Here is a 17,948-nt window from a genome sequence, read left to right as displayed (position 1 = left end):
CTAAAGAAACTGCCTTCCTCCTTTTTTATCCCGCATTAACTGAGTAAGACCCCCTTCCAAAACAGCCAAAGCTGGGGGTCTTACTGCTAGTTATATTACTTTACTATGGATGGAGTAAACGGCATTCATACCTTCGTTTTCAAGAGATTGCTCCCACAATAATGTTTCATTTTTTAAATCATAACAAGAAATTCTTGTAGGCAGAACACCATATCCTCCTTTCCACTGTTCCTTCCCATCAGCAGTTACAATTTTTGACGGCCTAACTCTCGTAAATCCTACGATCACCTTATGATCATTTACTACTTTTATCCCTCGACACCAACCTAAAGGATGATCAGTATTCGTCATCTTTTTTAAATTATGCACTTTTAAAACTTTAAGGTTGTTACTATCAGCAAGCACGATGTGTCCGTCTACTTGAGTAAAATAAATTTTTCCACCGTAAACAACACCATCATGAACAAGTTCACGACCGATTTTTATTCTCTGTCCCGGTTTCGATAAACATACTGCATCCTTCTGATGGCAACGGGTTGCCCAAATATCATTTCCAATGTTAAATACATAATTAGGATGAGACTCGTGTGGTTTTGTTGTCGGGACTTTTCGGTAATCAATTGTTTTGGAAAAACGTTCCCAAGGATCTTTCCCCAACACATTCCATACATTTAAAATTTCACCTTTAGGCGAGACTTCTAGTACCATGTCTAAACCGGTATTTACAATTAATAAGTTTCCCTTGTTTGTTGGACGTACATGATGAATATCATTAAAACACGGAAGAGAGAGGTAACCCACTCTTCTGAAGGAAGGAAGTGAATAAGTCAATACTTCTGTTTGTGTACCAACATACAAATGATTGTTATCTACTGTTGCAGCCGTAAAAGAAATGGAAGGGTTTACTGCTGGACAAACGTCTGCAGGCGAAACATAATCCAAACGTTTTTCAACGGTTTTATTTGCGGAATCGACTTCTAAAATAATCCCTTTTTTATATTGTTCCCAGTCTTTAAGAACCTGATTCTTTTGTTGGGCTCCAACAACGTAAAATTTCAAACATCACACCTTCTTTCATGAATCAAATAATTTTGTCCATTGTACCAGTTCAATTTTTGCTGATTTATGGTTTATATTTTATTCCCAAAGTTGTAAGCATTTTAATAAAGTTACGGCAATACAAGTCTGGATTAAAGTGGGATTTCACATGTTCAAAGGCATTTCGACGGATATTTTCTCTTAGTTGATGATTCGACATTAATTCTTTTGCTTCTTTGACTGCTTCACCTACATTGCCTAATGTGTAATATTTCCCGGTTTGATTATGAATAATGGAACTTCTTACACCGTCAGAATCTGTCGTCAACACGGGGCATTTGCAACTCATCGCTTCAAGAAGGGAGTAAGGGGCTCCTTCTACCTTAGATGTGGAACATAGGAATCCACCCGAATCGCCGATGATGGAGAAATGATTAGCCATTTCAGAATGAGGGACATTTTGGCGGATAGTTATGCTCCTTTCCAAATTTAGTTGTTTTATTAATTTCCTGAACTCAACTCTTTCTTGAGGATGACTTAAACTGGGGTCTTCAAACATACATAACTTTATATTGGAATTGTATTGGTTGATCAGTTGATAACCGATATGCAGAAATTCTCTCCAGTTCTTGTTATCTTCAATTCGGCCAATCCAGGCAATGATTGGAACACTTTCTTTTTGTAATGCTCTGTAAGAAAAATGACTAGTATCAAAACAATTATTGAAACTAAACTTTGGAATTGAAGGATATAGTTCATCGAATAATTGTATAATGTGAGGGGTATTTGGATTTAGTAGTCCATCAGCATACTTTTCAACAAATGGTTTGGCATTCTTAAATACTTTCCTTGCTACATCTTTCGGCCCATATCCCTGAATTTCAATGATCATCTTTCCTTGGTAACCCAACTTCCTAAATCGGGGCAATGCTTTGAAATCCGAAACAATGATGACAGCTTGATAATTTCCATCCTCTAAGATTTTTTTTATTTTAGTGTTATCATTTGTTATAAACGTTGAAGCGTTGTGATCATTAATTAAATTTCTCTTTTTTTCATAATAAAGGAAATGAGCATTAATGTTATATTTTTTAAGTGCAATACTCCTTTGCCGGTTTAATGTCTCAACACCACCACTTGGTACGTAATAAACAAAAAGTATATTCATTCATGTCCTCCTTAGAGACTTTCTAAAGGGTATGATAGGTTTCCTTTAATCCTTTAAAAATGTCAAACTTCGGATGCCATTTCAGTAATTGATGTGCCCTCCTATTATCAAGGCAGCTATGTTTAATATCGCCTATTCTTGCGGGTTTAAAGACGGTATCAATTTCTGAGCGATGAATTTGTTTTAGCATTTTTAACAGGTGATTAATCGATGTGCTCTGTGCCGTGCTGATGTGAATGGTTTTCTGGTTTCCCCGATTGATAGCAAATAAGTTTGCTTGAACAACATCTTTCACGTAGACAAAATCACGTGTTTGCTCACCATCCCCGTAAATAATTAAAGGACTTTTATTTTTAATTTTATCTAAAAAAACCGCGATCACACCACCTTCTCCTTTTGCTAATTGTCTTGGCCCATAAACATTTCCATAACGGAGAATCGTATAGGAAATTCCATACAACTGACTAAATAAACGGATATACGCTTCAGCAGTTAATTTAGATAAACCGTAATAGGAAATGGGGATGGCCAAGTCATCTTCAGATATCAGCTCTTTTTGTAAACTTCCGTATACTGCAGAGGTAGAAGAGAAAATTACCTTCTTTACAGATGCTTCGTGACCTGCCTGAAGCACATTGATTGTTCCGTTAATATTAACATCTGCATCATCTCGCGGATTACGGATAGATCGTTCTACATCTGCCTGAGCAGCCAAGTGGAATAGGGCATCTGGTTTTTCACGTAAAATAATTTCTTTTGCCTTTTCACTTCGAATGTCTTCAATGTGAACAACAGTACTTGAGTGTATATTGTGCAAATCACCCGATGTTAGGTTGTCTAGCACATGCACTTCTGCACCGTTATTGATAAGCTCTTCAACAAGATGCGAACCAATAAAGCCAGCCCCTCCAGTTACGATAGCTTTCATAAATCCTTCTCCTTTGATATTTTTCATATCGTATGTTTTATGAAAGGAGAGGTTTCAATTTAGTTTTTTCAACGAACAAATGGCCTATCAGCTTTTACTACTTTTTTGTTAAATGAAGTCCTCTATCTAACACCAAGGAAATTTTCGATTCATACATTGAATGAAAGGAGTTATTACCTCTTTGTTTGAATTATCAAAAAATGGAAGTGATGTTTTTGAGTGAACAGCATATTCATTGGCATGACCAAACTGTAAAAAAACAAAACAGGGAAAAACTCAATGGACATAAAAGCTTTGTTCTATGGTTTACAGGTTTATCGGGATCGGGTAAATCTACGCTCGCTAATGCCTTAGAAATGAAGTTACACAAATGTGGGCTTTCTACCTATTTGCTTGATGGTGACAATATAAGACGTGGTTTAAATGCTGATTTATCGTTTTCCAGCAGTGACAGAAAAGAAAATATAAGACGAGTAGGTGAAGTGGCGAAGCTGTTTGTTGATGCAGGGTGTATTGTCTTAACAGCTTTTATTTCTCCCTTTGAAGAGGAAAGGAAAAAAGTACGAAGTATGTTCCATCATAATGAATTTATAGAAATATATGTAAAATGTCCACTAGAAATTTGTGAACAAAGGGATCCAAAAGGGTTGTATAAATTGGCGCGAATTGGAAAAATAAAAGATTTTACTGGTATTTCATCCCCTTATGAACCTCCTCAAAACCCGGATATCATAGTAGATACACACCAATTGACTATAGAAGAAAATGTAAGAGAAATTGTTTCCTATCTCCAGCAAAGGAATTATATCCTAACTCATTGCTAAGGGGTGGGTGGAGAAATACAAAGGCGTATTTCTCCCGTTTCATTTGAAGTTGTTTATGATTTCTGTTACATCATGTAGGCGGAGCAAATTTTTTCTTCGTTTTCTTCTTTCGTAAACTCATGAAAGTCTGTCTTCTTTTCCCTAACAATTCAAGAAAGAAAGTAGCTCTTTTCTAAATTTCTTTATCTTGTCGGCCTCCAAGTAACCCTTCCACAGCTTTTACATCCTTTACTTTTGGGGAGATCAAATAAGGATGTAGAAGGCCTTGCCCGCCTTTTCTCTTTTACTTCTCTATATAAGGCTTGTAATTCCGATTTTTTCAAAATATCACCTCTTATTTCGTTAGAATATACTTGTATAGTATTCGATGATCGTTATTCCTGTGTATTTGTTTAATTTTTTCTTTTAAAAGGATTAATCGTTGATGACTGTTTGTTTTTGGTTGATTGAAAAGGATTGATTTGTTTACTTTGGGACGGCGAATGATTTTTAAAAGGGTTGAATGGTGTAGGTTTTTGTTCATGAAGAATATGCCGATCAACTGATGGGTTCTGTTCCTCCTGATTTTGGGCAATTTCCGGTGGAATTTCAGGCCAAATCTTCTTGTTTAATTTTTCTTGCAATAATGAAAAATGAGGATTAATCGGTCGCATTGCCTTTTCGATAAGTGATGAATATACATCAAATGGAACATGTGAAATGGGCTTCATTTGGTCTCGTAAAAAAAATTGGATAACAAGATACGAAATGATTTCTTTTTGTTCGTCTAACCCAACGTTGTTAAATGTAAGGGTTAGTAGCGGATTTCGAACAGGGAGCCATATGTTTTGATGAATCATTCGCTGTAAATCCCGTCCAACGTTATTGGCGTATTTTAATCGGTATGTCAGGTTTCCTGAAGCCAATGAAATTGGAGGCAGATGCCTTTCATTCCTTTCAGAAATTTCTAATAGTAAATCACTTTCACTTTCTACAAAATGGATATGGGTGTGGGCAAGGATGTCTGCTAAATGATCTTGTTCTTTTTTTTGCATGTTTTTTATACAGATTGTTTGCGAAGAAAGACCGGGTTCAATGAAGAGCTCTTGCTTATTAAACAGTAAACCCCAATAGGGGGCGAGCACGCTGAGCGCATCCAATTCACTTTCTTTAAGGTAACAAATCACGTGATTACGATACAAAATTGGGTTCATGAAAAACTCCCCCTTGAGAAATGGGCATATACCGTTGTTACATTCATCCCTCTATTTCCATAGTATGTAGTGAATTATCCTATCATGATAAAGAAAGGAATGAAATGAATGAGCCACAGTCATTACCGAAAACAATATCCGGTAGATTCGAACAGCCTTCAAGATGAATGCATCAGGGTTCAGAAGGTTTATGACTGGGTTACAGATGCGCTGACAGTCGATCAAATCGTTCACTTTACGCCAGAACAACTCAAAAAAATAGAGCATGCGATGGAAGACCCCAGCCGACGGCCGCTTCGAATTGTTTGCGATGTACCCGAAACCGGACATTTAATTGGATTGCATTTTAAAGAAGATCATTGTGATTCCGGTGTACATTGTGAGCAAGTCGGTGAAAAACGAGATGTGACCGTACCGGTAAACGGTAGATTCACAGATGCCCAGCTTGTCGATCTCTTGTTTACTGCGGATATAAAGGTGAGTGTTATTGATCGCCACGGTAAGGAAGTTACATCGTTAAACTGCAATGCATCAGTGTTTGAACCTTTCATCCTATGTTATCCTGACGGGACAGAATTGTTCTGTAAGGTAACGAAGGTATTTTGCAAAATTCCTTCTGGTACCGTTCTGTTAAATTCGCCTTGCCCAAGATCATTTAAACTTCACGTCACATTCTGTGTCGATATTCAAGTAGAGGCAGAGGTGAAGCTTGAAGTTCTCGCTAAATTCTGTTCTCCAAGAGAAAACGACATTGAGGCTCCTGAACTTGGCGAACAGTGCCCAGAAATTGTGTTTCCTGAACAATGCCCAGATATTTTTCCTCGACAAAACTGTGATTGTTCAGCAGAAGCGGAAGCAAGCGGGATAACTCCTCACGATGCGACAGAACATGGAAGGATTGGTATTTTTGCCGACATCTGTCCGAACTGCAGCTTAGTTGACAGCGAATTTTCAATGACATTCGATGATACAGATACTTCCGATGGTTTGAAGGATGTCTCTTTTAAGGCAATCGATTTTGACCAATCTACATTAGTATGTGAACCTTGCCATGGTGATGGATTAATCTTAAAAATAAGCGGGTCAGGACGTACGAATAAAGACAGAATGTTAGACTTTAATCTTGCGTTAGTAGATAGCCCAGAAGGAGATCAATTCCAAATTCAACTCTTCGACAGGTGGGGCAAGAAAGAATTCGATTCAGGAATTGTAGACGTGACTGAAGGTAAAATTAGAGTCGAAGATTGTGTAACATTTCAAGATTTGAAATATAAAAAAGCTCCTTAAACATGAAAAGTAAAGGAATAAATCAGGATGGCATAAAAGGGAAACCGGTTATGCCATCCGTTTTTATGCATAAAGCATAAATTTAAGCCAATCTGGCTTCTGGCCTCTGGCGCAAGAAAATCGCGCAAGCGTTTTTTCTTGCGTACGTAAGGCAGGCTCTTTTTCCCGTTTTTTACATATGATGAAATAGATGAGGAAGACAGGAGACAAGGAGGTATTTGTTTGTCAAAATTAAGTGATTTAAGCCATCCACGATTAGTTTTACGAACGATGTATTACCAAGATATGACGCTTAAATTAGAAAAAGAGGTTGCTTTCAAAGATTATGAAATCAGTAAATTGAAAAAGCAATTAAAAAAATTGCAGGCAGAAAATAATGGACGATCCGATGAACGAAATCACAAAGAAAAAATGGAGCAATACAATCAGCAACTGCAAAAGCTTGAAGAAGAAAACAAACAATTAAAGGAAAAACTCGAATCAATGAAAGACATCCAAACATCAAATCCGGAATTAGAGAAAAAAATTGAAGGATTTGAAGAATTGTTGAGCGAGATTCAAATCGAATTGACACAAAAGGAAAAAGAAGTGGATTATTACAAATCAAGAGTTAAAAACCTTGAAAAGAGGGCTCCGCATTTACCTGTACCACAATCAGACCATAATAAACTAACGCTTGATACAAGTTCCGAAAAGGGGTACAAAGATGATTTAGCAATCATTACTTATTTTGATTATTCGATTGTTTGGCAGTCTGAAAATCGATTAATTATTCGAGGAGATTTTCACATAAAAAATATTGGGAATCAAACGTTAAAAAATCCTGTTCTCTGCTTTCGGTTTTCTCCTCCGGAATTTTCAAATATGAAAGGAAAGATTATCTCGGTTGATCAAGCGGCTGCTAACAAACAAATATCTCAGCACAATGCGACGAATTGGATGTTTTTAGAAAGCGAATGGGCAGAGGATGCAAAGGAACGCGGAGAAATTTGGATTGTTCCAATCAATGATTTCATGTTAAATGAAGGGGAAACAGTGTCTTTGAATGAATTTCAAATTCCTGTCCAAACCGAATTTAAGGACACATTGATCGTTGAAGGCTTTGTTTATTTTTCAGATATTCCCCTTAAAGTCAAGTCTTCCAACAATATTATCATATCGTTCTAATCACGAATGATTCGAACGAAAAATAATGGGAGGTGAAAGGACTCCCTATTAGTGCGTGTTCAAAAAGGAGGACAACGAGAGGCAAGAAGGTCAAGGAAGCGTAAGCTGACGTAGAGATTCGCAGCCTTTAAGGAAGTTCGACTAAAAGCATCACGTCCTGTGATAACGTCGAACTGACTTACTTCCTGTAAGCCTCCGGACTTTTTGAACATCCTCTATTAATTTTTTTGAAGGAGTTTTAAACTTATAAGTGGAATACAAAATAAAGCTAAGAAAGGAGATAAAAATGTTAACAGCGAAAACGAAAAATGGAAAATTGATTTCGCTCTTAAATGAGTGGAGCCACAAAGACCTATTAGAATTAAATGACAGGGAAGCATTTTATTGCCCTGCTTGCGGTTCAAAAGTTTTAATGAAACTTGGCTTGAACCGCAGATGGCACTTTGCCCATAAACGTGATTCAGCATGCGGCTCCTCAGAGGCCGAGTCAGATTATCATCTGAATGGAAAAGAACAATTATATGACTGGCTGAAAAGCCAAAATTTAAATGTAAAACTTGAGCCATACATTCCAAAAATTAAGCAGCGCCCCGATTTATTTCTGTCTTCCCCTTACTACACTCCGATTGAATTTCAATGTTCTTCAATTAGTGATTCCCATTTCTTAAAACGAACGAGAAACTATATGAATTTGCGAATAAGCCCTATATGGATTTTAGGCGGAAACCGTTTGAAGCGAATATCGCAAAACGGCTTTCAATTAACGAAGATGGATTGGTTAACATTGCGGGAACCTGAAAACGAATCTAGAGAACCTTTTTTATTCTATTTTTGTCCCAATGCAAAACAATTTGCGCTCCTCACAGACCTCGTCCCTTATTCTTCGACAAAAACCTTGGCAAAACTTTCCTATCTGAATCGTGAAGAAGCCTCTTGCGATGATCTCACACAAAAGAAATTATCACCGATTTATCAATTTCCTTCGAATTGGCTGCAAATCAAAACGACATGGCGATCTTACTCACATTTAAAAAGAACCCCCGCATCCAGATATGTCAGTAAAATGCTGCAGGCTGTAAGCCGAGAGCTTTCATTTTTTCCACCTGAAGCTGGCCTTCCAACACGATACCAGTTTTGGGTTGATACCCCTTCGTACATTTGGCAAACGTGGCTATTGCTTCAATGTGTACACCCGCTCCGAATCGGCCAAACCTTTCGTTTCCATGACGTAAACCGTTCTTTTCAACGAATGCTCTCCAAGCAGATTTTTACAGTTCGCAAACTTCCTCTTATAAAGAAATCCCATTATTCATTTGCCATTATGGATTACTTGCTTGCCTTATGTGACTTGAGAATTTTAAATAGAACAGGCAAAACTTCCTTTGTTAAAAACTCTTCCATATCATTGCCTAACACCATCGATGAAGCGATGCATTTGGATAAAGAAGCTTTACATATTGTCCAAGGAAAAAGAAATTCACAAGTCATTACTTGATTCCCGCTCAAAAAGGTGCATTACTTGAGTATTGCATTTTTTACTCAACACCCTAAAAAAGGGCATACGGGTAGTGTCTCTGGCGGTTGTGACTTTTTTAAACCGCCAATCTCAGGTCTTTCAGCAAATCCTTCAGGGATCTTTTTGATCGTCCTTGTTCATAGGCGTATACCACAATTTGTCCAAGGTGATCCTTTCGTATCCGACGAACCACATCGCCAATCGTTAAAGGAAGTTCCTGTTGCCACTCTTGTCGCTGGTACTCTAGATAATTGTAGGTCAAAAACTCGATGCACCAAAAGCGTTCGATCCCTTTGCGTGAAAGAAGCTGATACTCATCAAAGCCCAATAATTCCTTGAAATAACGATATCCGGTTTCGATGTTCCAGCGCACATTATAATACCGCAGAATGGTCACGAGATTCAGGCTACTATCTGTGCAAAGGAGACAAAACGGAGTTTTGTTCGAAGCGAATTCGTTTTCCCAAGACAACAAGACTTTGGCATACTCGGTGTCAGCAAGGTTTCCTTCGTAGCTGTAAAGTTTATAGGAATGACCATCCACGGTAACGGAGTGGAGGTCAGTTGCCTCGATAAAAGTTGAAGCAAAATCGGATATTTTCACACCGATTCCACTAGGGTATATTTTACGATTTACCCTTAAACCACCGATGAGATGAAATCCTTTTAGGTAACAGGCTTCAATTAGCTTTTTACTCGTATACCAACTGTCAACGAGGACATAAACTTGTTCATCGTCGCTTTGTTGATACGAGTTGATCAACTCAATGGCAAGATCATTTTTGCTTTTGAAAGAAATCCCTTCCTCTTGGCAATAGGATTCTCGGAAATAAGAACGGAAATCCCAAGCAAATGAATAATCTTCACTGACAACATGCGCAGTTACGATACAATGGGACCATACTGTTTTCCCGTCGGAATGGGAGAAGTGGTTATCCAGCCCTTCCATTCGCTTCGTTGAACGATCCTTTTTGGACTGAGTGTCATCGACAATGAAAAAGACAATTGGACGGATATCTCCAGCTTTGGCGCGAGCCCTTCGGATGCGATTGATAACAAATTGAAGTCGGCGTCTTGTCACTCGATTTGGGCACCAAGGGGACTCATTTAGAAAACGAGTCATGCAACTAAGATCCCGAGTGTCGCCGGTTGAACGGCGAATTTGAGCAATATTGACTCGACCGTCTGTCAAAATAATCCCATGAATGAAAGTCAACAGATGATTCATCTGCGGTTTAGAAAGTTGCAGCTGTAAGGCTAAAATGAAATTGACGATATGCGAATAAAAGGTTACCATCATAGTGGACATTCTCCTTTTTGTGGAAATTTGGCTTGGTAACCGAAATTTCAATATAAAGGGAAGAATGTCCTCTTTTATTTTCAGAATCGACAAAGGTTCTAAACATAAGACGGTTTTAGACGAAGTTCGATATGACAAGTTTTTTGCAATAGCCTAGTGCATTAATAAGTTCAATCCATTAGAATAAACTAATAACAAAATTTTCTAATACAAGTGGAGGTGCTTTTATGCCAGAAGAATCATCTGTCCAATCATTGCCAAAGAGAAGTGACATTCCAAAAGAAGAAACATGGAACCTTGAAGCTATTTTTGCAAATGAACAAGAATGGGAAACTGAATTTCAAAATGTAAAAAACCTTCTTCCGAAAATCACTGAATTTCAAGGAAAATTAGGGGAGTCGTCAGAAACGCTTTATGAAGCGTTGGAACTTCAAAATGAGATTTCGATGAAGCTAAGTAAAGTTTATACATATGCGAGTATGCGGAATGATGAAGATACAACGAACGCCCATAACCAAGGGCTGAAAGACCGAGCTTTCAACCTAGCGACGGGGGTAAGCAGCGAATTGGCATTCATCGTCCCTGAGCTTTTATCGATTCCTGAATCAACGCTTAATTATTTTCTTGAAGAAAATGACAAACTTAAGCTGTATACACATGCGCTGGAAGAAATTAATCGCCAGCGGCCCCACGTGTTATCCCAAAAAGAAGAGGCCTTGCTTGCACAAGCAAGTGAAGTAACAAGCTCGCCTAGTAATACATTTGGAATGCTAAATAATGCAGACTTAAAATTTCCTGTTATAAAAGATGAAAATGGAAAAGATGTCGAAGTGACGCATGGCCGGTATATCCGCTTTCTAGAAAGTGACAATCGCGACGTCAGGAAATCAGCTTTCGAAGCGGTTTACAGTACATATGGCGCGTTTAAAAATACGTTTGCAAGTACGCTCTCGGGTGCTGTGAAGAAAAATAATTTTTACGCTCGCGTTAGAAATTACAATTCAGCCAGAGAAGCGGCATTAGACGGTAACAACATTCCCGAGTCGGTCTATGATAATCTCGTTAAAACGGTCAACAGCCGTCTTGATCTGCTTCACCGTTACGTCAAATTAAGAAAGAAAATGCTCGGAATTGATGAGCTGCACATGTATGACCTTTACACCCCTCTTGTGAAAGACGTAAAAATGGAATTCACTTATGAAGAAGCGAAAAAAGTTATTTTAGAAGCATTCGAACCGTTAGGTGAAGAGTATGTAAAAACAGTGGAAAAGGGGTTTGAAAGCCGCTGGATTGATGTCCACGAAAATGTAGGCAAGAGAAGCGGGGCCTATTCATCAGGCACGTTTGGAACGATGCCATATATTTTGATGAACTGGCAAGATAACGTGAACAATTTATTTACGTTGGCGCATGAACTGGGGCATTCGATGCACAGCTATTACACATGGGAAAACCAACCCTATCCTTACGCCAATTATTCCATTTTTGTCGCAGAAGTCGCTTCAACATGCAACGAATCACTTTTGAATCATTATTTACTGGAAAAAACGAATGACAAAGCGGAAAAAATGTATTTGCTGAATCATTTCCTTGAAGGATATCGCGGAACCGTCTTTAGACAGACGATGTTTGCAGAATTTGAACAGCTGATTCATGAAAAAGCCGCATCAGGAGAACCTTTGACAGCAGAACTGCTTACAAATGAATATTATGCGTTAAACAAGAAATACTTCGGTACGGATCTTACAATTGATAAGCAGATTGGACTGGAATGGGCGAGAATCCCACATTTCTACTATAACTTCTACGTTTATCAATATGCGACAGGATATAGTGCAGCCGCGTCATTGTCCAAGCAGATCCTTGAAGAGGGACAGCCGGCGGTGGAGCGATATGTAAACTACCTTCGTGCAGGAAGCTCTGATTATCCAATCGAAGTACTGAAATCAGCCGGTGTCGATATGACATCTCCAAAACCAATTTCTGATGGCTTAACTTTATTCGAGAACATTTTAACTGAAATGGAAAGCTTGTAATTAATCATCAACTTTTGGTTCTCTCTTCTATTCATGCGTTTATTCTTTGTTGTAAAGGGAATAGACAATAGACACAGATAAATCTTAACCATTCAGAGGAGGGAACCTGAATGACGCAAGATAAATATGAAAAAATGAATGAACAAATCATTGGACAAACTCAAGCTCATCAGCCCGGAATCGAAGCAAAAATGGTTCCGGAGCCCATATTTGATGATAAAGATTATAAAGGTTCTGGTAAATTAGACGGCAAAGTTGCACTTATTACGGGTGGTGACAGTGGAATCGGGCGTGCTGTTGCTGTAGCATTCGCAAAAGAAGGGGCCAATGTTGCCATTTCCTATTTAGACGAACATAAAGATGCTGAAGACACAATAAGATGCATTCAGTCATATGGTGTCCAAGCATTAAAAATTGCCACTGACATTAGTAAACCTGAAAGCGGAAAAGAGCTGATAAAGAAAGTATTACATGAGTTCGGCAAAATAAACATTGTCGTAAACAATGCTGGAAAACAATTCCCGCAACAAAATTTTCTCGATATTTCCAATAACCAGCTCCATGAAACATTCGAGACGAATATTTACTCAATCTTTTACTTAGTAAAGTCGGCACTCCCTCATTTATCAAGCGGCGATGTTATTATCAATACATCCTCGATTACAGCGTACAACGGCTCTCCAGGATTAATTGATTATTCAGCATCAAAGGGAGCAATTACAGCTTTAACACGTTCACTTGCTTTAAATCTAGCTAAGAAAAAAATTCGTGTAAATGCCGTCGCGCCCGGTCCAATATGGACCCCATTGATCCCTGCAACGTTTGATAAACAGAAAGTAGAAGAACATGGAGAAGACACTCCAATGGCAAGGCGTGGACAACCTGCAGAGGTTGCACCGGCTTATGTTTTTCTTGCTTCAAATGATTCTAGCTATATGAGCGGGCAAACGATTCATGTAGATGGTGCAGATTTTACAACTTCATAAGACTTACTCCCGAGTTTTCTTAACTCGGGAGTTTTGCTGTAATTATTTTGTTATCTTGTCTTTATAGATTTGAAATCTCCTTGTAACTTTCGAATGGTAAAGTTGGGACAGTAAGAAAAAGGGGGCTTTCAATCTATGAAAAAACAACTTATTGCATTTACAGCATTTACAGCCATCACAATAGGTGCAGCAAGCCAAGCATCAGCAGCTTCTGTACATACTGTAAAAAAAGGGGATACACTTTGGAGCATCTCTCAGGCAAATAATGTTACAGTTCAAAATATACAAAACTGGAATAACTTGTCTTCTACAATTATCTATCCCAATCAACAGCTACAAATTGGAGGAAATGCAAAGGAAGCTGAAAAAACTGTGACACCTGCCGAAAACGGCGCAAATACATACACAGTCAAGAGTGGAGATACACTTTTCGTTATTGCTTCAAACCATGGTATTTCAGTCAGTGAATTAAAAAGCTGGAACGGGCTTTCAAGTGACTTGATTCATCCCGGCGATAAACTATCGGTAAAAGGAACAGTGAAAAAAGAGGCAGCGGTTCAACCTAAAAAGGCTTCTGCACAATCTGAAAAAGCCACTACGCAACCTAAACAAGCTGCTGGGCAATCTAAGCCGGTTTCCGCCCCGGAAAACGCTTCTAAAGAATTGACAGTGACGGCAACTGCCTATACGGCCAACTGTCCTGGATGTTCCGGAGTTACCGCAACAGGCATTAATTTAAAAGCCAATCCTAATCAAAAAGTAATTGCTGTCGATCCGAATGTTATCCCTCTTGGGACAAAAGTTTGGGTAGAAGGATATGGTGAAGCGATCGCAGGAGATACAGGCGGGGCAATAAAAGGCAATAAAATTGATGTCTTTATCCCGTCCAAACAAGCCGCTTCTAATTGGGGAATAAAGAAAGTAAAAATTAAAGTACTATAATTGCAAAAATTATCTAAGCCAAAGAGAAATCGACTCTTTGGCTTTTGTGCGTATGGCAATCATCATTTATCATGCCGCAACCGTCCGTAAGACCCCCACTTGAAGACTTAGAGGAATCAAAGAAGCCTAAGTGGGGGATAACGGACGCTAATCCCCTGATAAGTCTCGTTTATCGAGACTACGAACGAAGTGAGTTAGCGAGAATTATACTCTGTGAGTGCTAACCAGCAGTGGGGGATGAAAAAAACCCCCACTGCTGGAAGTCTCGCTTTATAATAAAACATATCGGTTTATTATGATTTTTTTAGTTTTGGAAAGGAGAATAAAAATGAATGTTCACGAAGCGGTTGAACAACGACGGGAAATTACTTCATTTTCACAACAGGAAGTAGAAAACGAAAAGATTGAACGGATCGTGCGAGCAGGTTATTTGGCCCCAACAGGCAATAATTTGGCATCCAGAGAGCTCATTGTAATTACAGAAAGGGAACAATTACGAAGCCTTTCTGAAGCCACTCCGTTTATGAAATGGTTGGCTGACGCCGGTGCAGGAATTATTGTAACAGGTAGGCCTTCTGTCAGCAAATACTGGTTACAAGACTCTTCCATTGCATGTGGTTTCATGTGGCTCGCTGCAACAGAAGAAAATTTAGGTGCGGCGTTTGGAGCAATTTACCATTCGGAAGATGCACAGGAATCTGAAAAACGTGAAAGCCACGTTCGCAAACTAGCTTCAATCCCGGATGACAGACGGATTACAGCAGTTATTGGCATCGGTTATCCTTCAAATCAACCTAAACCGAAAAAGCATGTCGCCTTTGATGAAATTGTTTACTTTGGAAAATTTAATGAATAAACCCGAAGCGTATTTTTTCACTTCGGGTTTTAATATTTTTGAGGAAATATAACTCAGGCTCGGACTTATTTTTTAAGCGTATTTAAGTAATGATATAAATGGAGAGCAATCTCCTGTGCTTCTAATTCAGCTGAAGTTCCAATAAAAGCTTCACGGAAGGAACGGATGACCGTTTCGATTAAGAGAACTCTCGGCTGTTCTGATTGTAATTCATCGATTAGAAACTCAGGATATTGTTTGCTGCCAAGCTTATTATCGAGTGAAGCTAAAAAATGATGAAGCTTTTCGAGCAATTGCTCTTTGCTGTAACGCTTTTCATTGGACTGTTGTAAAAATATTCCTATATCAAGCAATTTATCGTCCGTTGAAATCATGCCGGAAATAATGGAATCCATCCTCCGCAGAATGAACTGAACGATGATTTCAGGCTCCAAATCCTCATTTGAACCGGGTATTGACACATGATAATGCTGAATCATACCAATCAACATAACTGCGCAGTCTAAAGAATATGGTTTAGCCTCTTGCCCATACACATCAACTAGTCTTTTCGAAAGCCAAGCTAGCTCTGTTAAAAGCTGTTTTTTTATAAACGCTTTTAATTCAGCATCTTTGGAGTGAAAAATTGCTCCAAACAACGGCATCAAATTGTGTTCTCGATTCACTTGCGTACGAACCGCAATCTGTTTGGCTAAAATATTTTTATTTGAAACATCTTTCCCGATAATCAATTCCTGCCTTCTAATCAATGCTTCATCATACGCGTGTTCGAGAATAGCAATAAGACACTCATTTTTAGAAGAAAAATAATTATAGAAAGTCCCCTTGGATATACCCGATTCTTCTAAAATATCTTGAACAGAAGTAGCAGAAAAGCCTTTTTCTAAAAAAAGTCGCTGCGCCGTTAAGAAAACATGCTGTTTTCGATCGATCATATAATCACCTTTATACACTTAGTATAATTACAGATTAATACATAGATCTTTATTTATCAACAATATTGGTAACCTTGAATTTTTTTGTTTGCATAAATTATACTTTCAGTATAAAATATGAAAGGTAATAAAAAGGGGAATGAGGAGAGATTTATGGATATAAAAAAATTACATGAAAACCCACCATATGGCATGATTGCCATTCTTTTTTTCGGAGCTTTTGTGGCATTGTTGAATAATACCTTGTTAAATGTAGCGCTTCCTGCAATTATGACCGAGTTCAGTGTAAAGCCTGCTGTCGTGCAGTGGTTGACAAATGGATACATGCTTGTCAATGGAATATTGATTCCAGCGAGTGCATTTTTCATTCAGAGATTTACAAATAGAAGGCTGTTCTTAACTGCCATGTTATTGTTTACGCTTGGGACAGCGCTTGCCGCTTTCTCACCTTCTTTTGGTTTCCTTATAGCTGGCCGAATGATCCAAGCTTCCGGGTCCGGAATCATGATGCCACTCTTAATGAATGTGATGCTCACTGCCTTTCCGGTTGAACGGAGAGGGACCGCAATGGGAATATTCGGGCTTGTTATGATCACTGCACCAGCAATTGGGCCGACATTGTCAGGCTGGGTCGTTGAACATTATAGTTGGCGGACGCTTTTTGAAATTGTTTTGCCGTTTGCCGCTTTAGCGCTTATTTTTGCCTTTTTTAAATTAAAAAATATCACGCCAAACCGTGATATTAAAGTAGATATTTTTTCGCTTGTTTTATCAAGCATCGCTTTTGGCGGTTTACTTTATGGTTTCAGCTCGGCAGGCGATAAAGGCTGGGATGCACCGATCGTTTACGGAACAATTATCGCCGGAGCCGTTGCCCTTGTGGCGTTTATTATTCGCCAGCTTCGCATGGACGATCCCATGTTGGAATTTCGAATTTATAAATATCCGATGTTCGCTTTGTCCTCTGTCATTATGATCGTATTATCTGCTTCCATGTTTTCAGGAATGATTCTTACCCCAATTTATGTTCAAACGGTAAGAGGAATTTCACCGTTTCACGCTGGAATGCTTATGCTTCCGGGAGCGATTCTAATGGGAATTATGTCGCCTATCACTGGAAGATTATTCGACAAATATGGAGGGCGTGTCTTAGCGGTGATCGGTCTTACGATTACGGTTTTCACTACCTATCTCTTTAGTAAGCTTAGCTTAGATTCTGGATTTTATTACATCATGTTTCTCTATTCGATTCGGATGCTGGGGATGTCACTCGTCATGATGCCAGTCATGACAAATGGTTTGAATCAGTTGCCTGTTTCGGCAAATCCGCATGGAACAGCGATGAACAATACGCTGCAGCAAATTTCGGGTGCCATCGGTTCTGCAGTGCTTATAACGATTATGAATACGCGAATGGAGACAAAAGGAACAGAGCTCGCTGCGAAAGCAGCCGCTTCTAATCATGGAGCAGTCAGCCCTGAAGCAATGGAGCAATTGTCCAAAGTTGCCATGCTAAATGGGATTACCTTTACCTTTTTTATCGCAACTTTCATCGCACTTGTTGCTTTAATCCTGTCTTTCTTTATGAAACGGGTGCAGCCACCGAAGACAGATGAAGCAGTTGCGAAAAAATTAAAATTAAAACCCCAAACCGAATAATCGGCTGCTAAAAACGAAACGAGTTCATCACAGCGATGAACTCGTTTCGTTTTTTATTTTAACACTTGACTCTCACGTAGCGTGATACTTTATATTGAGAGTTGAAGGGAGGA

At 38.8% G+C, this 17,948-nt stretch carries 15 protein-coding genes; 9 read left to right on the top strand and 6 right to left on the bottom strand.

Annotated features, from left to right (window positions below; translation table 11 throughout):
* Window positions 1-90 precede the first annotated feature (90 nt).
* The 3 genes from DCC39_RS04570 to DCC39_RS04560 all read right to left on the bottom strand — a co-directional run bounded on the left by DCC39_RS04570 (window position 91) and on the right by DCC39_RS04560 (window position 3,134).
* Window positions 91-1,059 (bottom strand): hypothetical protein, encoded by a 969-nt coding sequence (locus tag DCC39_RS04570; RefSeq protein WP_116553704.1) that lies wholly within the window; start codon window positions 1,057-1,059, stop codon window positions 91-93.
* A gap of 64 nt (window positions 1,060-1,123) precedes the next feature.
* A complete protein-coding gene (locus DCC39_RS04565; protein ID WP_116553703.1) occupies window positions 1,124-2,206 on the bottom strand; it encodes a glycosyltransferase family 4 protein in 1,083 nt (360 codons plus the stop codon).
* A 22-nt stretch (window positions 2,207-2,228) separates the two neighbouring features.
* Window positions 2,229-3,134 carry an NAD-dependent epimerase/dehydratase family protein gene (locus tag DCC39_RS04560; protein ID WP_116553702.1) on the bottom strand — a complete coding sequence of 302 codons (906 nt, stop codon included), beginning with the start codon at window positions 3,132-3,134 and terminating at the stop codon, window positions 2,229-2,231.
* 209 nt (window positions 3,135-3,343) lie between these two features.
* Here DCC39_RS04560 and cysC point away from each other — a divergent pair, with 209 nt between their 5' ends.
* Window positions 3,344-3,958: an adenylyl-sulfate kinase gene (gene cysC, locus DCC39_RS04555; RefSeq protein ID WP_116553753.1), complete on the top strand. Its 615-nt coding sequence runs from the start codon at window positions 3,344-3,346 to the stop codon at window positions 3,956-3,958.
* A gap of 392 nt (window positions 3,959-4,350) precedes the next feature.
* On the opposite strand, the gene DCC39_RS04550 is transcribed toward cysC, so the two are convergent.
* Window positions 4,351-5,151 carry a hypothetical protein gene (locus DCC39_RS04550; RefSeq protein WP_116553701.1) on the bottom strand — a complete coding sequence of 267 codons (801 nt, stop codon included), beginning with the start codon at window positions 5,149-5,151 and terminating at the stop codon, window positions 4,351-4,353.
* A gap of 108 nt (window positions 5,152-5,259) precedes the next feature.
* On the opposite strand from DCC39_RS04550, the gene DCC39_RS04545 reads away from it, so the two are divergent.
* The 3 genes from DCC39_RS04545 to DCC39_RS04535 all read left to right on the top strand — a co-directional run bounded on the left by DCC39_RS04545 (window position 5,260) and on the right by DCC39_RS04535 (window position 9,100).
* The gene (locus DCC39_RS04545; protein ID WP_116553700.1) at window positions 5,260-6,438 is read left to right on the top strand and encodes a BMQ_0737 family morphogenetic spore coat protein; all 1,179 of its coding nucleotides are present in this window, start codon (window positions 5,260-5,262) and stop codon (window positions 6,436-6,438) included.
* Window positions 6,439-6,660: 222 nt separating this feature from the next.
* The gene (locus DCC39_RS04540) at window positions 6,661-7,605 is read left to right on the top strand and encodes a hypothetical protein (protein WP_116553699.1); all 945 of its coding nucleotides are present in this window, start codon (window positions 6,661-6,663) and stop codon (window positions 7,603-7,605) included.
* A gap of 286 nt (window positions 7,606-7,891) precedes the next feature.
* The gene (locus tag DCC39_RS04535) at window positions 7,892-9,100 is read left to right on the top strand and encodes a competence protein CoiA (protein WP_116553698.1); all 1,209 of its coding nucleotides are present in this window, start codon (window positions 7,892-7,894) and stop codon (window positions 9,098-9,100) included.
* A gap of 97 nt (window positions 9,101-9,197) precedes the next feature.
* On the opposite strand, the gene DCC39_RS04530 is transcribed toward DCC39_RS04535, so the two are convergent.
* Window positions 9,198-10,421 (bottom strand): IS701 family transposase, encoded by a 1,224-nt coding sequence (locus DCC39_RS04530; RefSeq protein ID WP_165820778.1) that lies wholly within the window; start codon window positions 10,419-10,421, stop codon window positions 9,198-9,200.
* A gap of 227 nt (window positions 10,422-10,648) precedes the next feature.
* On the opposite strand from DCC39_RS04530, the gene pepF reads away from it, so the two are divergent.
* The 4 genes from pepF to DCC39_RS04510 all read left to right on the top strand — a co-directional run bounded on the left by pepF (window position 10,649) and on the right by DCC39_RS04510 (window position 15,241).
* Entirely contained in the window at window positions 10,649-12,457 is a 1,809-nt protein-coding gene (gene pepF, locus DCC39_RS04525) for an oligoendopeptidase F (RefSeq protein WP_116553696.1), read from the top strand.
* 110 nt (window positions 12,458-12,567) lie between these two features.
* On the top strand, window positions 12,568-13,443 hold the full coding sequence (locus DCC39_RS04520) for a glucose 1-dehydrogenase (RefSeq protein WP_116553695.1): 876 nt from the start codon (window positions 12,568-12,570) through the stop codon (window positions 13,441-13,443).
* 135 nt (window positions 13,444-13,578) lie between these two features.
* Window positions 13,579-14,385: a LysM peptidoglycan-binding and 3D domain-containing protein gene (locus tag DCC39_RS04515; RefSeq protein WP_116553694.1), complete on the top strand. Its 807-nt coding sequence runs from the start codon at window positions 13,579-13,581 to the stop codon at window positions 14,383-14,385.
* A gap of 328 nt (window positions 14,386-14,713) precedes the next feature.
* Window positions 14,714-15,241: a nitroreductase family protein gene (locus DCC39_RS04510; protein WP_116553693.1), complete on the top strand. Its 528-nt coding sequence runs from the start codon at window positions 14,714-14,716 to the stop codon at window positions 15,239-15,241.
* A gap of 65 nt (window positions 15,242-15,306) precedes the next feature.
* Here DCC39_RS04510 and DCC39_RS04505 read toward each other — a convergent pair whose 3' ends face one another.
* Complete coding sequence (locus tag DCC39_RS04505; protein ID WP_116553692.1) at window positions 15,307-16,176, bottom strand: TetR/AcrR family transcriptional regulator; 870 nt, start codon at window positions 16,174-16,176, stop codon at window positions 15,307-15,309.
* Window positions 16,177-16,329: 153 nt separating this feature from the next.
* Between DCC39_RS04505 and DCC39_RS04500 the strand changes: the two genes are divergently transcribed.
* On the top strand, window positions 16,330-17,835 hold the full coding sequence (locus tag DCC39_RS04500) for a DHA2 family efflux MFS transporter permease subunit (protein ID WP_116553691.1): 1,506 nt from the start codon (window positions 16,330-16,332) through the stop codon (window positions 17,833-17,835).
* Window positions 17,836-17,948: the final 113 nt, after the last annotated feature.

This window comes from Pueribacillus theae (assembly GCF_003097615.1).
GTDB classification, from domain to species: Bacteria; Bacillota; Bacilli; order Bacillales; family UBA6769; genus Pueribacillus; species Pueribacillus theae.
The sequence above is the reverse complement of the archived record's forward strand: the minus strand, read 5'-3'. Positions and strand labels throughout refer to the sequence as shown.

What these genes read in the sequence shown, in the direction of transcription:
- DCC39_RS04550 (WP_116553701.1), bottom strand. Translation starts at nt 5,151, where the DNA reads ATGAACCCAATTTTGTATCGTAATCACGTGATTTGTTACCTTAAAGAA.
- DCC39_RS04545 (WP_116553700.1), top strand. Translation starts at nt 5,260, where the DNA reads ATGAGCCACAGTCATTACCGAAAACAATATCCGGTAGATTCGAACAGC.
- DCC39_RS04565 (WP_116553703.1), bottom strand. Translation starts at nt 2,206, where the DNA reads ATGAATATACTTTTTGTTTATTACGTACCAAGTGGTGGTGTTGAGACA.
- DCC39_RS04500 (WP_116553691.1), top strand. Translation starts at nt 16,330, where the DNA reads ATGGATATAAAAAAATTACATGAAAACCCACCATATGGCATGATTGCC.
- DCC39_RS04535 (WP_116553698.1), top strand. Translation starts at nt 7,892, where the DNA reads ATGTTAACAGCGAAAACGAAAAATGGAAAATTGATTTCGCTCTTAAAT.
- DCC39_RS04505 (WP_116553692.1), bottom strand. Translation starts at nt 16,176, where the DNA reads ATGATCGATCGAAAACAGCATGTTTTCTTAACGGCGCAGCGACTTTTT.
- cysC (WP_116553753.1), top strand. Translation starts at nt 3,344, where the DNA reads ATGTTTTTGAGTGAACAGCATATTCATTGGCATGACCAAACTGTAAAA.
- DCC39_RS04530 (WP_165820778.1), bottom strand. Translation starts at nt 10,421, where the DNA reads ATGATGGTAACCTTTTATTCGCATATCGTCAATTTCATTTTAGCCTTA.
- pepF (WP_116553696.1), top strand. Translation starts at nt 10,649, where the DNA reads ATGCCAGAAGAATCATCTGTCCAATCATTGCCAAAGAGAAGTGACATT.
- DCC39_RS04560 (WP_116553702.1), bottom strand. Translation starts at nt 3,134, where the DNA reads ATGAAAGCTATCGTAACTGGAGGGGCTGGCTTTATTGGTTCGCATCTT.
- DCC39_RS04510 (WP_116553693.1), top strand. Translation starts at nt 14,714, where the DNA reads ATGAATGTTCACGAAGCGGTTGAACAACGACGGGAAATTACTTCATTT.
- DCC39_RS04520 (WP_116553695.1), top strand. Translation starts at nt 12,568, where the DNA reads ATGACGCAAGATAAATATGAAAAAATGAATGAACAAATCATTGGACAA.
- DCC39_RS04515 (WP_116553694.1), top strand. Translation starts at nt 13,579, where the DNA reads ATGAAAAAACAACTTATTGCATTTACAGCATTTACAGCCATCACAATA.